Origin of the sequence: Bacillus thuringiensis (assembly GCF_022095615.2) — a bacterium.
Taxonomy (GTDB): Bacteria; Bacillota; Bacilli; order Bacillales; family Bacillaceae_G; genus Bacillus_A; species Bacillus_A cereus_AG.
In genome coordinates, this window is sequence record NZ_CP155559.1 from 4,617,501 (window position 1) to 4,632,195 (window position 14,695).

Below are 14,695 nucleotides of genomic sequence, written 5' to 3' on the forward strand. Positions count from 1 at the left end.
TGTACTGACTACTTTTTCCGGCTTCCTTATACATAGATTAGAGCCATCGCACTTCACCACATGGTTTGATGGAGTTTGGTGGTCAATCGTTACTATTTTCACTGTTGGCTATGGTGACTTTGCCCCGCATACACTAATAGGCAAACTTATCGGTATGGGTATTATTTTATTAGGAACCGGATTTTGTTCTTATTATATGGTTCTGTTCGCTACTGAAATGATTAGTAAACAGTATATGAAGATTAAAGGAGAAGAAGCTGCGACTTCTAACGGGCATATGATTATTGTAGGCTGGAACGAACGGGCAAAACATGTTGTAAAACAAATGCACATCTTACAACCGAACCTTGATATCGTTTTAATTGATGAAACACTTTCTTTACTCCCAAAACCATTTCATCATTTAGAATTTATAAAGGGTTGCCCCCATCACGATCAAACCTTATTAAAAGCTAATATTACAACGGCTCACACTATATTAATAACAGCTGATAAAGAAAAAAATGAAAGCTTAGCAGATACACAGTCCATTTTAAATATTTTAACTGCAAAAGGACTCAATCCAAACATTCACTGCATCGCTGAACTTCTTACTTCTGAACAAATACAAAACGCAACGAGAGCTGGTGTATCAGAAATTATAGAAGGAAATAAATTAACGAGCTATGTATTTACCGCTTCTCTTTTATTCCCTTCCATTTCAGGTGTACTATTTTCACTTTACGATGAAATTTCTGATAACAAATTACAACTAATGGAGCTTTCTCTGACCTGCACCGGACAAACTTTTGCAAATTGTAGCTATACTCTTTTAAAGCAAAACATTCTCTTATTAGGTATAAAGCGCGACGAACAATATATGATTAATCCAGTCCATTCCTTTGTCCTCATTGAAAGCGACATACTCATTGTTATTCGCCATTAAGAAAATGTTTTTCTAGTTCCTGCATAAGCACTTTCCCAATATTGATATATTTTCTTTTCACATCTCCATCTGGATCTTTCGGCTCAGCAAATTGATCCATTCCACTTGTTCCAGCTGTTAAAGTATTTACATGATCATCTAGTTCATCTTGATATACGTGTGAAAGAATATACGGCGTTTCAAGACGGACGATTACGCCCGGCACATCTAGTTCGCCATTCACCGCTGTAAATGGCACTCGTAAAAATTGATAGCCATCTTCTTCATCGATTTTATAATCAAAGCACCCTTTATCATAATCCCAATTGCCACCAATGCTATATCCAAGTGGCTTCATTATCTCTTCTAACTTATATAACGCATATGTACGTCCTTCTAAGTTTGATTGAATTGGAATCAAGCCCATCCCTCCTAGACTTTTTCTTTAGCATACCCACTCTAGTTTGAATATACCGATGAACTTTTCGATGAAATAATAAAAAGCGACCGGAATCCGGTCGCTTTTTATTATTTTAAACGCTCTTCTAATTCTGCTTTTAACTCTTCAAATCCTGGTTTACCAAGTAAAGCAAACATGTTTTTCTTGTATGCTTCTACTCCTGGTTGATCAAATGGATTTACGCCTAATAAATAGCCGCTCATCGCACATGCTTTTTCGAAGAAGTATACAAGGTAACCGAATGTATACTCATTTAATTCAGGAATATTTACGATTAAGTTTGGTACGCCACCATCGCTATGTGCAAGTAATGTACCTTCGTATGCTTTTGTGTTTACGAAGTCTACAGTTTCACCAGCAAGATAGTTTAATCCATCTAAATCGTTTTCTTCTGATTCGATTGTTAGTTCATGTGTAGATTTACCTACTTTCAGAACTGTTTCGAATAAGTCACGACGACCTTCTTGAACGTATTGACCTAATGAGTGTAAGTCAGTTGAGAAGTTTGCTGAAGATGGGAAAATACCTTTTTGATCTTTTCCTTCACTTTCACCAAATAACTGTTTCCACCACTCAGAGAAATATTGAAGTGCTGGCTCATAGTTAACAAGCATTTCAATTGTTTTTCCTTTATTGTATAAAGCATTACGAACTACTGCATATTGGTAAGCTGGGTTTTCTTCTAGTTCTGATGCACCGAAGTCACCATGACCAGCAGCTGCACCTTTCATCATCTCTTCAATATTTAAGCCACTTACTGCGATTGGCAATAAACCAACTGGCGTTAATACAGAGAAACGTCCTCCAACATCATCCGGAATAACGAATGTTTCGTAACCTTCGTTATCAGCTAATGTTTTTAATGCACCACGCGCTTTATCTGTCGTTGCATAAATACGTTTGCGAGCTTCTTCTTTTCCATACTTTTCTTCTAATAACTTACGGAAAATACGGAATGCCAGTGCCGGCTCTGTTGTTGTACCTGATTTGGAAATAACGTTAATAGAGAAGTCTTTACCTTCTAATACATCCATTAAATCTTTCATGTAAGTGGAGCTAATGTTTTGTCCAACAAATAGCACTTGTGGAGTTTTACGTTGTTCTTTAGAAAGTGTGTTGTAGAAAGAATGGTTTAACATTTCGATTGCTGCACGTGCTCCTAAGTAAGAACCACCGATACCTACAACAAGTAAAATGTCAGAGTCATTTTTAATTTTTTCTGCGCATTTTTGAATGCGAGCAAATTCTTCTTTGTCATATTGAAGCGGAAGCTCTACCCACCCAAGGAAATCGTTCCCAGCTCCAGTTTTTTCGTGGATTGCATGATGTGTTACTTTCACTGCATCACGTAAATAAGATATTTCATGTTCACCGATGAAGGATAACGCTTTAGAATAGTCGAACGTTACATGTGTACTCATCTTTTTCCCTCCAATTATGGATATGTATTTCTGTATTCACTTTAGCGAAACTGAAGTTGTAAATCAAGCGATTCAACTAGTGTAAACGTAACCAATATATATTTTTTAGAAAAAGTTCATTTTTTGCATAAAAATTCGCATTTTTCGGTATAGATGTATATACATCCTTTTTATTATATTTTTTATGTATAAAAACAACATAACTACCCCATTCTATAAAGGAGTTAATTAACTCATCGCTTGCTCATGCTTCACAATTAAGGGGGGCTTTTTCATGAGTACTCTGCAACGTATCGCATTAGTCTTTACTGTAATTGGCGCTGTGAACTGGGGACTGATCGGGTTCTTCCAGTTTGACTTAGTGGCAGCCATTTTCGGTGGACAAAACTCAGCTCTCGCACGTATTATTTACGGAATCGTCGGTATTTCTGGGCTTATCAATCTTGGTTTACTCTTTAAACCATCAGAAAATCTTGGTACTCACCCAGAAACGAACGAAATCCACTAGTCAGTATGTCTTTATTTCACCTCCGACATACGAATATGATTGCATGCAATCATATTTGCAAATATATATCATAAGACAAAGTAAAAGAGGAGCGCTCATATGCGCTCCTCTTTTACTTTGTTAACTCGGACTCTTCAATCCATTCTGTTAGCTTTTCTCGCAGCGTATTAAATCCGTTCTCAGATGGATTCGGTATAAGAATCCGTCCTTGTTTTCTTTTCGCCGCTTTTAACGATAAACTCATTTTTCTGTGTTCTTCATCAATTGAAAGTACCTTTACTTCTACTGTATCGCCGACTTTTAAAAAGTCATGAATATCCTTTACAAATCCATTTGTAATTTCAGATATATGCACAAGCCCTTGTGTTTCTGCATCTAACGCTACAAATGCACCGTAATCTTGAATCCCAGTCACTTTCCCTGTTACAACCACTCCTGTTGTATATTGTTCTGACATATGAAACACTCCCATACGTTTACCATTTTCTCTACACTTGTAGATAGCAAAGCAGATGATTTATTGTTAAATATCCGATTAGTTAGTACGTACCCTAAGTAAAGCGACTCAGGATACGCATACCTTATATTAGTAAATTATACCACTATGACAGAACTCATTCAAAATTAACGAAAAATTTCCTGTAGTACGTATAATTCTCCAATATTGGGATAGAATACTAACACATGGCTTTCTAGTATTCCCCCCCTTTTATGGACAAAACGTATTACGTTTTGTCCTTTTTTTATTTTCTATAAACCGTTCCATTCTCTTCATTGCTTCCATTAGTTGTTCAAGCGATGTTGCATACGAGCAACGAATAAATCCTTCACCACTTTCGCCAAATACACTTCCAGGTACAACAGCCACCTTTTCTTCTAATAATAACTGTTCTGCGAATTCTGCCGAAGATAGTCCAGTTGAAGAAATAGCAGGGAAGACATAAAATGCTCCGCCCGGCACATGACACGTTAAACCCATTTCATTAAAAGATGTCGTCATAAAATTACGGCGTTTCTTATAACTATCTCTCATCCGAATTACTTCATCATTCCCCGCGCGTAACGCTTCAAGTGCTGCGAATTGAGACATCGTCGGTGCACACATCATGGAATATTGGTGGATTTTGAGCATTAATTCTGAAAATTGAACAGGAGCTGCAATCATACCAAGGCGCCATCCTGTCATCGCAAAACCTTTTGAAAATCCTGAAATTAAAATCGTATGCTCGCGCATATTTTTAATACTCGCGAAACTTGTATATACTTCGTCGTATACAAGCTCTGCATAAATTTCATCAGATAATACGATTAAATTGTACTTCTCAACAATCACTGCTATTTCTTCAAGCTCGGCTTTGTTTAACATTGCACCTGTTGGATTATTTGGTGAACAAAGCAAAATTGCCTTTGTTTTCGCTGTAATAGCTGCTTCAATTTGTTCTGGTTGTACTTTAAACTCGTTTTCTAAAGTCGTTGCCACAGGAACCGGAACTCCTCCAGCTAATGTCACAAGCGGTGCATAAGAAACGAAACTGGGTTCAATAATGAGTACTTCATCATCAGGATTTATAATGGCACGCATCGCTACATCTAACGCCTGACTCGCTCCAACTGTAACAATGATTTCATCGTTTGGATCATAAGATACTGCAAATTGTTTTTTTAGATACTTTGCTATTTCTTGACGGAGTTCCAATAATCCTGCATTTGCTGTATATGACGTATATCCTTGTTCTAAAGAACGGATACATGCTTGCCTCACATTCCAAGGTGTAACAAAGTCAGGCTCTCCTACTCCAAGAGAAATAACACCTTTCATATTTGCTGCTAAATCGAAAAACTTTCGAATACCAGATGGCTGTAAAGATTCTGCCGTTCTAGATAGTTCAAATTGCTTCATGGTGTCACCACAATGCGCTTATCATCATCGTTTTTTTCGTAAATAATTCCCTCATGTTTATACTTCTTCAAAATGAAATGCGTTGTTGTAGAAACGACAGATTCAATTGTTGCTAATTTCTCAGAAACAAACATCGCTACTTCTCCCATTGTCTTTCCTTCTAATGTAATAGAAAGATCGTATGTCCCTGACATTAAATACACAGATTTCACTTCTGAATAACGATAAATTTGTTCAGCAACCGCATCGAACCCAACGCCGCGCTTTGGCGTAACTTTCACATCGATCATCGCCGTTAAACCTGTATGTTCTTTCACCTTTGTCCAATCGATATGTGTTACATAATCCACAATAATCTTTTCCGCTTCTAATTTTTCAACCATCTTCTTTACTTCTTCTACTTCTATATTTAACAGCTTCGCTAATGTATCTACAGTTAATCGACTACTTTTCTCAAGACAAGCTAATAATTCTAATTCCTTTTCTGTCACCATATAAATCATCCTTCCTTTTCGTTTGTGTCTAAATTATACAAATACCCTTTCCAGTTTGAAAAGAAGATTTTTTTAGTGAATTATGTCAAAATGAAGTGAAACTTTAATCAGCGGAAAAATGTGGGATAAAGTGAAAGGGGATGGAACCATGAAACCAAAAGTTTATATTGCTGAACCAGTTCCAACATTTGTAGAAAACTATTTATCAGAACACTGTGATTATGAAAAATGGGAGCAAAATGAGAAGGTACCTCGTGATATCCTATTGGAGAAAATACAAGATAAAGATGGCTTATTAAATTTCGGATCTGCTATTAATGAAGAATTATTAGAGGCGGCCCCTAACTTAAAAGTAGTAAGCAATATTTCTGTCGGTTACGATAATTTTGATTTACAAGCGATGGAAAAGCGAAATGTCATCGGAACGAATACACCATACGTACTAGATGATACAGTAGCCGACCTTGTTTTCGCTCTTATGTTATCTGCCGGTCGCCGTGTTTGTGAACTCGACTCCTACGTGAAAAATGGTGAATGGAAAGCCGAAATTGGAAAAGAACACTTCGGGCTGGATGTACACCATAGTACAATCGGTATTATCGGTATGGGCCGAATTGGAGAAGCTGTCGCAAAACGAGCGAAATTCGGATTTGATATGAATGTTCTTTATTATAACCGTCGCCGTAAAGAAGAAGCAGAGCAAAAATTCGATGCTACATATTGTGATTTACAGACACTACTAAAACAGTCTGACTTTATTGTCCTTCTCACTCCATTAACAGATGAAACGTACCACCTTATCGGAGAAAAGGAATTTTCATTAATGAAAGAAACTGCAATCTTCATTAATGCTTCTCGCGGAAAAACAGTAGATGAAGAAGCGTTAATCCATGCATTAACAGAAAAGATGATCTTTGCAGCAGGCATCGATACATTTACACAAGAACCGATTCAAAAAGATAATCCACTCTTATCACTACAAAATGTTGTGACTTTACCACACATCGGATCCGCAACATTAAAAACTAGGCAGCAAATGGCTATGACCGCCGCTGAAAATTTAGTTGCAGGGTTACAAGGAGAAACACCGCCTAATATTGTTCGCAGATAATAATGAATAAACGAAAGGCAAGATGACATCGTCATCTTGCCTTTTTTTGTTAACATATTTTCTTCTTCCTTGGAAATGATATGAACAAAAATCAATGGAGTGACAAAAAATGAATCACGAATATACTTGTCCTTATTTCACTTTTTCCACTCGCGGCACTACTATTCATTACGAATTGTATGAACATGACAACAAAACAGAACGTCCTACTTTTGTGCTCATTCACGGCTTTTTATCTTCCTCATTCAGTTACCGCCGTCTCATTCCTTTACTATCGAAAGCAGGAACAGTAATTGCTCTTGATTTACCGCCGTTCGGAAAAAGTGATAAGTCTCATCTCTTTAAGTATTCTTATCACAATTTAGCAACGGTTATTATCGATTTAATTGAACATTTATCTCTCTCAAACATTGTGTTAGTTGGGCATTCTATGGGTGGACAAATTTCTCTCTATGTAAACCGTATACGCCCTGAATTAATCTCCAAGACAATTTTATTATGCAGCTCTAGCTATTTAGCACGCGCAACCTTACCTTTACTGTACTCTTCTTATTTACCGTTCTTTCATTTATACGTAAAGAACTGGATTATACGGCGCGGGATTGTTCATAACTTAATGAATGTCGTTCATGATCACTCATTAATTGATGATGAAATGAAGGAAGGTTACTCTGCTCCTTTTTATGACAACCGTATATTCCCTGCTTTAACTCGTATGATAAGAGACCGTGAAGGTGACTTATCTTCAACTGAATTACAAAAAATCAAAACACCTACACTACTCATTTGGGGTGAAAAAGATCGTGTCGTCCCTGTACATGTAGGTCATCGGCTACACAAAGATTTACCGAATTCAAAATTTATTTCTTACGAAAACACAGGGCATTTACTACCTGAAGAAAAACCTGAACACGTTTATGAAGAAATTATCGCTTTTTCTGCGCAGTAATTACAAAGGGCTGTCGGAAATTCCGACAGCCTATAATGAACAACTTCCGCCTTCTTTTATTACAAGTAATTCCACAGCTAACTTCTCACATTTTCCAAGCGCAGGTACTTCCTCAAAAGACATAAAGTATATATGTTGAATCTTCTTTGCGATGTATTTTGGATCGTCAAACACACTTACGACGTTCACAACATCGCTCGCTTCTGTTTCATAAAACTCCGGTCCCATTTGAAACGGATCCCAATTCTTCACAACCTCTATCATCTTTTCATATGTACCCATTCGCTTCCCGCCTTTTCACTTTTTAATACTTTTCTTTATCCTATCACATCAGCTATTCTATAAGAAGAGAGAGAACTTTCATAACTTATCGTTTTTACAGAAGAAGGGGGCAAACTTATGCAACTATTTCATAAAGCAGTCAATCGACGTGGAACTCATAGTACAAAATGGGATACGTATAAAAACGAAGAACTTCTCCATGCTTGGATTGCTGATATGGATTTTGAAGTACCACAACCAATTCAAACTGCTTTAAAGAAACGTATCGAGCATCCTATTTTCGGCTATACACTTCCTCCCGAAAATATTGGAGATATTATTTGTAACTGGACAAAAAAACAGTACAACTGGGATATTCAAAAAGAATGGATTGTCTTTAGCGCGGGAATCGTTCCAGCTCTTAGTACAAGCATACAGGCCTTCACAAAGGAAAATGAATCTGTTCTCGTACAACCACCTATTTATCCACCATTTTTCGAAATGGTTACAACAAACAATAGACAATTATGCGTGAGTCCATTACAGAAACAAAATGATACATATGCGATAAACTTCGAGCATTTAGAAAAGCAATTTCAACAAGGCGTCAAGCTCATGCTTCTTTGTAGTCCTCACAATCCAATCGGGCGTGTTTGGTCAAAAGAGGAACTCGCACAGCTTGGCACGTTATGTACAAAGTATAATGTAATCGTTATCGCGGATGAAATTCATGCCGATATTATTTATGGAGATCGTACTCATACGCCATTTGCTTCTTTATCTGAAGAATTAGCAACACGCACCATTACTTGTATGGCTCCGAGTAAAACATTTAATATCGCCGGATTACAGGCATCGATTATTATCATTCCAAACGAAAAACTCCGTCAAGCCTTTACAGCTATCCAATATAGACAAGGTTTCCACGGATTAAATACATTTGCCTATACAGCGATGCAAAGTGCCTATACAGAATGCAACGATTGGCTAAATGAAATTCGATTATATATAGAAGATAACGCTAGGTTCGCTTGTAAATATATTAAAGATCACATACCTGCTCTTTCTGTAACGAAACCAGAAGGTAGTTTTTTATTGTGGATTGATTGCTCTCGCCTACAGCTTTCTCAAAACGAACGCACCACACTGCTTGAGGAAAAAGGGAAAATCATCGTTGAACCTGGTGAGAAATACGGATTAGGCGGAGAAGAACATATTCGAATTAACATCGGCTGTCCAAGATCTGTTTTAGAGGAAATTTTAAATAGACTGCGCCATACTTTTTCATAATAAACTCCTTTGTCAGTTTTTGTAGGTAAATCGATATATTTTCACTTCCGTTTCACAAAAAAAGCTACCATGCACGGTAGCTTTTACTTTTTCTTTATATCCGATGCTTTTTTTACAATGACACCACAAGCAATTCGATCACCGGATTTACCTGCTGGTTGTGTCATACCATCATCAGCGTTTTCTGTAATAATAATAGATGCTCCATCTTTTCTATGAATCGTCGTTTTTCCTTCTTCAAGCGTTATGTGCGGCGCATCGATTTCTGCTTTAATCTTTCCAGAACCGTCTGCAATTACGTTCGGTAAATCTCCATTTTCTGCACCTTTCGGATTAAGAAGTCCATGCTTTTTATTATCAGGATTAAAATGATTCCCAGATGATTCAAATCGTGGTGCTTTACACTCACCAATTTCGTGTACATGTATGCCGTGCGGGCCAGGTGCGAAACCTTCCCCTTTAACCGTAATTTTCACTCCGCTTGTTTGCTGTACTACTTTTGCAGTCCCCACTTCATCACCTGAAGCATTATGTAATTTCACGTCAATTTCTTTCGGCTTTCCTTGGTCACAACCTGCCATCAGAAATAATAAACAACAACTGAAAAAAAGCCGTTTTTTCATTTTATTCCCTCCAAAATATATTCTGCCCTTAGATTGTCCGAGCATAGAGGGAAACATACAAAAATGAGTTACTGTTTCTTTTCCGCTAAAAGTTTTTCTTCAACTTTCTGTAATCGATCTGCTTCTCGTTTTGATACACGAATGAACATACGCCATGTGGCAACAGCACCAATGATAAATAGAACGCAAACAATCCCTGGAATAATATATTCTGTTTTATCTTCCGGAAAATATAAAGGCATCATATTGAACACTCCTTATGATTGGATTAGAAAACATCAGAATTTTCTGTTATATATCTTTAGATTATAGTTGAACCGATTCATATTCTCAAGGGGGCGTTCCGAAAGCGAATGATTTCTTTGACTCCTTCTCCTACTTTCCTTACTATAAACTTGAGGTGAAAAATATGAGAGAAACATTTGAAATTGGCGAAATCGTTACTGGTATTTATAAAACTGGAAAATACATCGGCGAAGTTACAAATAGCCGCCCTGGCAGTTACGTCGTAAAAGTGTTAGCTGTTTTAAAACATCCGGTGCAAGGTGACTTACATAACGTAAAACAAGCTGACGTACCATTTTTCCATGAAAGACGCGCCTTAGCTTTCCGTGAACAAACGAACATTCCGGAGCAAATGGTGAAGAAATATGAAGGAGAAATTCCAGAGTATACAGAGTCACTCAAATTAGCATTAGAAACTCAAATGAATTCATTTTCTGAAGATGATTCACCTTTTGCGGTTCGTAGTCTAGAAACATTAGAGCAGTTAAAAAAAGACTACAAACTTTAAAAAAACAAAACGACCAAATTACATACTGTGCAATTTGGTCGTTACTGTGTACTCACTTTCTTTAACACTTTTGAAAAATCAACGAGTTCTCCTAATGTTGGAGGTGCTGGTTTCACTAAATACTCTTTATCTTTTTCTACTAATTTAAAAATGTTATACGTCGTCATCGCATCATCTAGCGCACAATGATGCTTACCCGTCCCTGCTTTTCCATACGCCTCAATTGCTTTCCACAATCCTGTTTGATTTCTCTCCCCAAAAAACTTCTTATACTCAAGTGATAGGTCACGACACTGTCCTAAGAATGGAAAGTCTACTCCCGCCATTTCACAATTGTGCTTCAACACTTTCATATCCATATTTCCCCACGTAACAATGGTTGGTTTACATCTCTTTTCATATTCTGCAAGTTTTTCAACGAGTTCTGGAAACGAAATTCCTTTATCTACGACTTCTTGTTTAATTCCTAAAAATTTCTTACATCGATCCGTTAAAGAAGGAAAAGTTTTCGGCCTAACATGAGCAGAATACGTGTCTTCTACCTTACAGCCAACAACCGAAACGAGTCCTACCTCAATAATTTCCGGGAAAAATCCTTTTGGTTTTTTTCTGTGCTGGGGCATCGTAAACTCAAAATCCAAAAATAAAAATTGTTGTTCATCCATACGATCCCTTCCTTATCATCTTTGTCATTCCTTTCTATTTGACACTCCTACACGAACAAGCTCGAATGCTAATTCCATTTTAAATATTCAGATTGGATGTATCTTATATATATGTCAAATGCCCACAAATATTTTTAAAAATAAGAAAAAATGACCAATGCAGAAAATATGACAAAATACCCTCTCTCATTTACATCCTCCATTTTTCTACTTTATAATGACGTTATGTGTGTTTCATCTAGTTAATTTTTGACACACTAAGAAAAGTGAATGAAAGGAGATGAGAGTTTTGCACGAAACAACGCAAGAGCTCGCAAACTGGCAGTATTATTTTGCTATCGCAGTCTTTTTAATTACATATGCCATTATTATTTCAGAAAAAATTAATCGCGCTGTCATCGCACTTCTTGGTGCAGCACTTATGGTAATTATGGGGGTCGTTGATTTACACAACGCCTTTACGAAACATATTGAATGGGGGACGATTACGCTACTCATCGGTATGATGATTTTGGTGAACATTACGAGTAAATCGGGTGTCTTCCAATACGTTGCCATTAAAGCAGCAAAAGGAGCTCAAGGAAATCCAATTAAAATTTTAATTTCACTTTCCTTACTTACTGCGCTTGGTTCCGCATTTTTAGATAACGTTACAACTGTACTTCTTGTTGTTCCAGTTACTTTATCTATTACGCGCATACTGCAAGTAAATCCTGTTCCTTATTTACTTTCTGAAATTATTTTTTCAAACATCGGAGGAACAGCAACATTAATTGGTGATCCACCTAACATTATGATCGGTTCTGCAAATAAGCATTTAGATTTCAATGCTTTCTTGCTAAACTTAGCGCCAATCGTAATTATTATTATTGCAGTTACAGCAGTAATACTTTACTTCATGTACCGTAAACAATTAATTGCTGATCCTGTACAAGTTAAAAAATTAATGAGCCTTGATGAAAAACAATACATTAAAGATCCAGTATTAATGAAAAAATCTTTAACAGTACTTGGACTTACAATTGTAGGTTTCATGACTCATTCGATCTTCCATGTTGATGCAGCTATCATTGCCTTAACTGGCGCTACTGTTCTTATGCTAATTGGTGTGAAAGAACATGAAATTGAAGAGGTATTCGCAAGTGTAGAATGGGTAACAATCTTCTTCTTCGCAGGACTATTCGTACTCGTTGGAGGACTTATCGATATCGGGCTTATCAAAACGTTAGCTCAAAAAGTAATTGGAATAACGGGCGGAGATATTTCTCAAGCATCTATCCTTATTCTATGGGTATCTGGTATCGCCTCTGCAACAATCGATAACATTCCATTCGTTGCAACAATGATCCCACTTATTAACGATATGGCAGTTGGGCTAGGTTTATCACCTTCTGACGCACAAATCGACGTATTATGGTGGGCATTAGCATTAGGTGCTTGTCTAGGCGGAAACGGAACATTAATCGGAGCTTCTGCTAACGTAATTGTTGCAGGTATCGCAAGCCGCGAAGGACATAAGTTTAGCTACATGGACTTCCTAAAAGTCGGTTTCCCAATTATGATCGTTTCATTAATTATTTCTCATATTTATATTTATTTACGCTACCTTATGTAGTAGAAAAAGCGCCCAAATAAACAGGGCGCTTTTTTCATTACACATATTTAAAATATATCAACTCATCAACAAAAAATAACAAACCTACTCATTATACCTCATCGGCTCGTTCCGAATAATGAACAAGTGAATCGGCAAGAACACCGAAAATGTGATTACATGAATAATCGTAAATAATATAGAGTTCGTTCCATATCTGTCTAAGATAGCGTAGATGAGATAAATAGATAATACAAGTGATACAGCTGTTGCTATTAAATATAGAATGGGTACGAAGTTAAAAATAAAACATGCGACATATATACCGAATACTTTCCATCCTGCTTCTTCTTTCAAGAAATCCGGTAATTTATCTTTCGCTAAGTCACCCCATACCTTACTATTTACAAAAGGAATAAAAGCAAGAGCACCATCCGTTGCACCATCATTTTTCGCCATCGTATACAGTGCAAAAGCCGTTAAAAAATACGCAATAATTGCCCAAATTATGATAACAAGAATAAACGCAAAACTAAGAGCAAAGAAACCTGCTAGTAAGCCCTGATCTTCCATCTTATCCTCTCCTCTCTACTCTCAACATATTTCGTTACATTGCAAGTTATGTTTTAAAATTCAACCAAACTCTCTGTATAATAATAGGAGTAAGATAATTAGAGAGGAGAACGGACCTATGCATCCATTTGTAAAAGCATTACAAGAACATTTCATAGCTCATAAAAGCCTTGAAAAAGCAGAACCGATGGCACGTTATATGAAAAATCACTTCCCGTTTCTCGGTATTCAAACTCCCGAGAGAAGACAGTTATTAAAAGACGTTATTCAAATACATACTCTCCCAGATCAAAAAGACTTCCAAGTTATCGTACGTGAGCTTTGGGATTTACCGGAACGTGAATTTCAGGCAGCCGCACTCGATATTATGCAAAAATATAAAAAGCATATAAACGAAACGCATATCCCCTTCTTAGAAGAACTGATTGTCACGAAGTCTTGGTGGGATTCTGTTGATAGCATCGTCCCCACATTTTTAGGTGGTATTTTTTTAAACCACCCGGAATTAATTTCTGCCTATATTCCAAAATGGATTGCATCAGACAACATATGGTTACAACGCGCCGCTATTTTGTTCCAGCTAAAATATAAACAAAAGATGGATGAAGAGCTTCTTTTCTGGATTATTGGACAACTACATTCGTCAAAAGAATTTTTCATTCAAAAAGCGATTGGCTGGGTCCTTCGCGAATACGCAAAAACGAATCCCGCTGTCGTTTGGGAATACGTGCAAAATAACGAGCTTGCCCCGCTCAGCAAACGTGAAGCAATTAAGCACATTAAACAAAATTACGGAATAAATAACGAAAAAATAGGCGAGACTCTATCATAGATAGACGCGTTCCTCTATTGAGATTTAAAAAAGAACGTGTTAGAATATGTTCATTATTATTAATATAAGTAGCGATGACGGACTTATAAGTACTTGCACAAAAAGCGATTCAGGGATAGTGAAAGCCTGAAGCCGCAAGGAAACGGCAGTCCCGAGCAATACGTGATAAAGTGGATGCACCTGTTGTGTATCAACTAGGGTGGAACCGCGGGCAAACGCTCGTCCCTAGGCAATTAAGCCTTGGGATGAGCGTTTTTTTTATGTTTTTCAAAGCATATACTGCTCGTTTCATAAGTGCCAGAGCACGTCATCGCCAA

General features: G+C 37.0%; 18 protein-coding genes (1 of these 18 running past the window's edge). 8 read left to right on the forward strand and 10 right to left on the reverse strand.

Features of this window, described 5'->3' with window-relative positions; genetic code table 11:
• Positions 1-925 carry the 3' portion of a potassium channel family protein gene (locus KZZ19_RS24015; protein ID WP_237982110.1) on the forward strand. Its footprint begins 71 nt before the window's first position, so the window shows 925 of its 996 coding nt (coding positions 72-996); the start codon falls outside the window, past its left edge; it ends in the stop codon at positions 923-925.
• Here the strand turns inward: KZZ19_RS24015 and KZZ19_RS24020 are convergent.
• Together KZZ19_RS24020 and KZZ19_RS24025 are read right to left on the reverse strand one after the other, a co-directional pair.
• Complete coding sequence (locus tag KZZ19_RS24020; RefSeq protein WP_140392583.1) at positions 912-1,325, reverse strand: YugN-like family protein; 414 nt, start codon at positions 1,323-1,325, stop codon at positions 912-914. The two genes, KZZ19_RS24015 and KZZ19_RS24020, sit on opposite strands and share 14 nt — an antisense overlap.
• Positions 1,326-1,432: 107 nt before the next feature.
• Positions 1,433-2,785 (reverse strand): glucose-6-phosphate isomerase, encoded by a 1,353-nt coding sequence (locus tag KZZ19_RS24025; protein ID WP_088098211.1) that lies wholly within the window; start codon positions 2,783-2,785, stop codon positions 1,433-1,435.
• Between the two features lie 274 nt (positions 2,786-3,059).
• Between KZZ19_RS24025 and KZZ19_RS24030 the strand changes: the two genes are divergently transcribed.
• Positions 3,060-3,293, forward strand: a complete 234-nt coding sequence (locus tag KZZ19_RS24030) for a DUF378 domain-containing protein (RefSeq protein ID WP_000105787.1) — start codon at positions 3,060-3,062, stop codon at positions 3,291-3,293.
• Between the two features lie 112 nt (positions 3,294-3,405).
• Here the strand turns inward: KZZ19_RS24030 and yugI are convergent, their stop codons facing one another.
• From yugI to KZZ19_RS24045, 3 genes are all read right to left on the reverse strand, one after another.
• The gene (gene yugI, locus KZZ19_RS24035) at positions 3,406-3,750 is read right to left on the reverse strand and encodes a S1 domain-containing post-transcriptional regulator GSP13 (RefSeq protein WP_348638013.1); all 345 of its coding nucleotides are present in this window, start codon (positions 3,748-3,750) and stop codon (positions 3,406-3,408) included.
• Between the two features lie 252 nt (positions 3,751-4,002).
• On the reverse strand, positions 4,003-5,193 hold the full coding sequence (locus tag KZZ19_RS24040) for an aminotransferase (protein WP_237982107.1): 1,191 nt from the start codon (positions 5,191-5,193) through the stop codon (positions 4,003-4,005).
• Entirely contained in the window at positions 5,190-5,687 is a 498-nt protein-coding gene (locus KZZ19_RS24045; RefSeq protein ID WP_061680264.1) for an Lrp/AsnC family transcriptional regulator, read from the reverse strand. The genes KZZ19_RS24040 and KZZ19_RS24045 overlap by 4 nt, the downstream gene beginning before the upstream one ends.
• A 118-nt stretch (positions 5,688-5,805) precedes the next feature.
• On the opposite strand from KZZ19_RS24045, the gene KZZ19_RS24050 reads away from it, so the two are divergent.
• Positions 5,806-6,798, forward strand: coding sequence for a 2-hydroxyacid dehydrogenase (locus KZZ19_RS24050; RefSeq protein ID WP_237982106.1), 993 nt, complete (start codon positions 5,806-5,808; stop codon positions 6,796-6,798).
• A gap of 109 nt (positions 6,799-6,907) precedes the next feature.
• Complete coding sequence (locus KZZ19_RS24055; RefSeq protein WP_237982105.1) at positions 6,908-7,747, forward strand: alpha/beta fold hydrolase; 840 nt, start codon at positions 6,908-6,910, stop codon at positions 7,745-7,747.
• Positions 7,748-7,777: 30 nt separating this feature from the next.
• On the opposite strand, the gene KZZ19_RS24060 is transcribed toward KZZ19_RS24055, so the two are convergent.
• Complete coding sequence (locus KZZ19_RS24060; protein ID WP_000537643.1) at positions 7,778-8,029, reverse strand: YugE family protein; 252 nt, start codon at positions 8,027-8,029, stop codon at positions 7,778-7,780.
• A 117-nt stretch (positions 8,030-8,146) separates the two neighbouring features.
• Here KZZ19_RS24060 and KZZ19_RS24065 point away from each other — a divergent pair, with 117 nt between their 5' ends.
• Positions 8,147-9,298, forward strand: a complete 1,152-nt coding sequence (locus KZZ19_RS24065) for a MalY/PatB family protein (protein WP_237982104.1) — start codon at positions 8,147-8,149, stop codon at positions 9,296-9,298.
• 83 nt (positions 9,299-9,381) lie between these two features.
• Here the strand turns inward: KZZ19_RS24065 and sodC are convergent, their stop codons facing one another.
• Positions 9,382-9,921 carry a superoxide dismutase [Cu-Zn] gene (gene sodC, locus KZZ19_RS24070; protein ID WP_088098216.1) on the reverse strand — a complete coding sequence of 180 codons (540 nt, stop codon included), beginning with the start codon at positions 9,919-9,921 and terminating at the stop codon, positions 9,382-9,384.
• Between the two features lie 68 nt (positions 9,922-9,989).
• On the reverse strand, positions 9,990-10,166 hold the full coding sequence (locus tag KZZ19_RS24075; RefSeq protein WP_000982762.1) for a hypothetical protein: 177 nt from the start codon (positions 10,164-10,166) through the stop codon (positions 9,990-9,992).
• A 164-nt stretch (positions 10,167-10,330) separates the two neighbouring features.
• Between KZZ19_RS24075 and KZZ19_RS24080 the strand changes: the two genes are divergently transcribed.
• Positions 10,331-10,714: a kinase-associated lipoprotein B gene (locus KZZ19_RS24080; protein WP_001209345.1), complete on the forward strand. Its 384-nt coding sequence runs from the start codon at positions 10,331-10,333 to the stop codon at positions 10,712-10,714.
• Between the two features lie 41 nt (positions 10,715-10,755).
• Here KZZ19_RS24080 and kapD read toward each other — a convergent pair whose 3' ends face one another.
• A complete protein-coding gene (gene kapD / locus KZZ19_RS24085; protein WP_016085749.1) occupies positions 10,756-11,379 on the reverse strand; it encodes a 3'-5' exonuclease KapD in 624 nt (207 codons plus the stop codon).
• A 289-nt stretch (positions 11,380-11,668) separates the two neighbouring features.
• Between kapD and KZZ19_RS24090 the strand changes: the two genes are divergently transcribed.
• The gene (locus KZZ19_RS24090) at positions 11,669-12,994 is read left to right on the forward strand and encodes an ArsB/NhaD family transporter (RefSeq protein WP_237982103.1); all 1,326 of its coding nucleotides are present in this window, start codon (positions 11,669-11,671) and stop codon (positions 12,992-12,994) included.
• A gap of 84 nt (positions 12,995-13,078) precedes the next feature.
• Here the strand turns inward: KZZ19_RS24090 and KZZ19_RS24095 are convergent, their stop codons facing one another.
• Positions 13,079-13,546, reverse strand: a complete 468-nt coding sequence (locus tag KZZ19_RS24095) for a hypothetical protein (protein WP_088098219.1) — start codon at positions 13,544-13,546, stop codon at positions 13,079-13,081.
• Between the two features lie 118 nt (positions 13,547-13,664).
• On the opposite strand from KZZ19_RS24095, the gene KZZ19_RS24100 reads away from it, so the two are divergent.
• Positions 13,665-14,378 (forward strand): DNA alkylation repair protein, encoded by a 714-nt coding sequence (locus tag KZZ19_RS24100; protein WP_237982102.1) that lies wholly within the window; start codon positions 13,665-13,667, stop codon positions 14,376-14,378.
• Positions 14,379-14,695 lie beyond the last annotated feature (317 nt).

Coding starts and splice junctions, on each gene's coding strand:
- KZZ19_RS24025 (WP_088098211.1), bottom strand. CDS start 2,785: ATGAGTACACATGTAACGTTCGACTATTCTAAAGCGTTATCCTTCATC.
- KZZ19_RS24030 (WP_000105787.1), top strand. CDS start 3,060: ATGAGTACTCTGCAACGTATCGCATTAGTCTTTACTGTAATTGGCGCT.
- yugI (WP_348638013.1), bottom strand. CDS start 3,750: ATGTCAGAACAATATACAACAGGAGTGGTTGTAACAGGGAAAGTGACT.
- KZZ19_RS24040 (WP_237982107.1), bottom strand. CDS start 5,193: ATGAAGCAATTTGAACTATCTAGAACGGCAGAATCTTTACAGCCATCT.
- KZZ19_RS24045 (WP_061680264.1), bottom strand. CDS start 5,687: ATGGTGACAGAAAAGGAATTAGAATTATTAGCTTGTCTTGAGAAAAGT.
- KZZ19_RS24050 (WP_237982106.1), top strand. CDS start 5,806: ATGTGGGATAAAGTGAAAGGGGATGGAACCATGAAACCAAAAGTTTAT.
- KZZ19_RS24055 (WP_237982105.1), top strand. CDS start 6,908: ATGAATCACGAATATACTTGTCCTTATTTCACTTTTTCCACTCGCGGC.
- KZZ19_RS24060 (WP_000537643.1), bottom strand. CDS start 8,029: ATGGGTACATATGAAAAGATGATAGAGGTTGTGAAGAATTGGGATCCG.
- KZZ19_RS24065 (WP_237982104.1), top strand. CDS start 8,147: ATGCAACTATTTCATAAAGCAGTCAATCGACGTGGAACTCATAGTACA.
- sodC (WP_088098216.1), bottom strand. CDS start 9,921: ATGAAAAAACGGCTTTTTTTCAGTTGTTGTTTATTATTTCTGATGGCA.
- KZZ19_RS24075 (WP_000982762.1), bottom strand. CDS start 10,166: ATGATGCCTTTATATTTTCCGGAAGATAAAACAGAATATATTATTCCA.
- KZZ19_RS24080 (WP_001209345.1), top strand. CDS start 10,331: ATGAGAGAAACATTTGAAATTGGCGAAATCGTTACTGGTATTTATAAA.
- kapD (WP_016085749.1), bottom strand. CDS start 11,379: ATGGATGAACAACAATTTTTATTTTTGGATTTTGAGTTTACGATGCCC.
- KZZ19_RS24095 (WP_088098219.1), bottom strand. CDS start 13,546: ATGGAAGATCAGGGCTTACTAGCAGGTTTCTTTGCTCTTAGTTTTGCG.
- KZZ19_RS24100 (WP_237982102.1), top strand. CDS start 13,665: ATGCATCCATTTGTAAAAGCATTACAAGAACATTTCATAGCTCATAAA.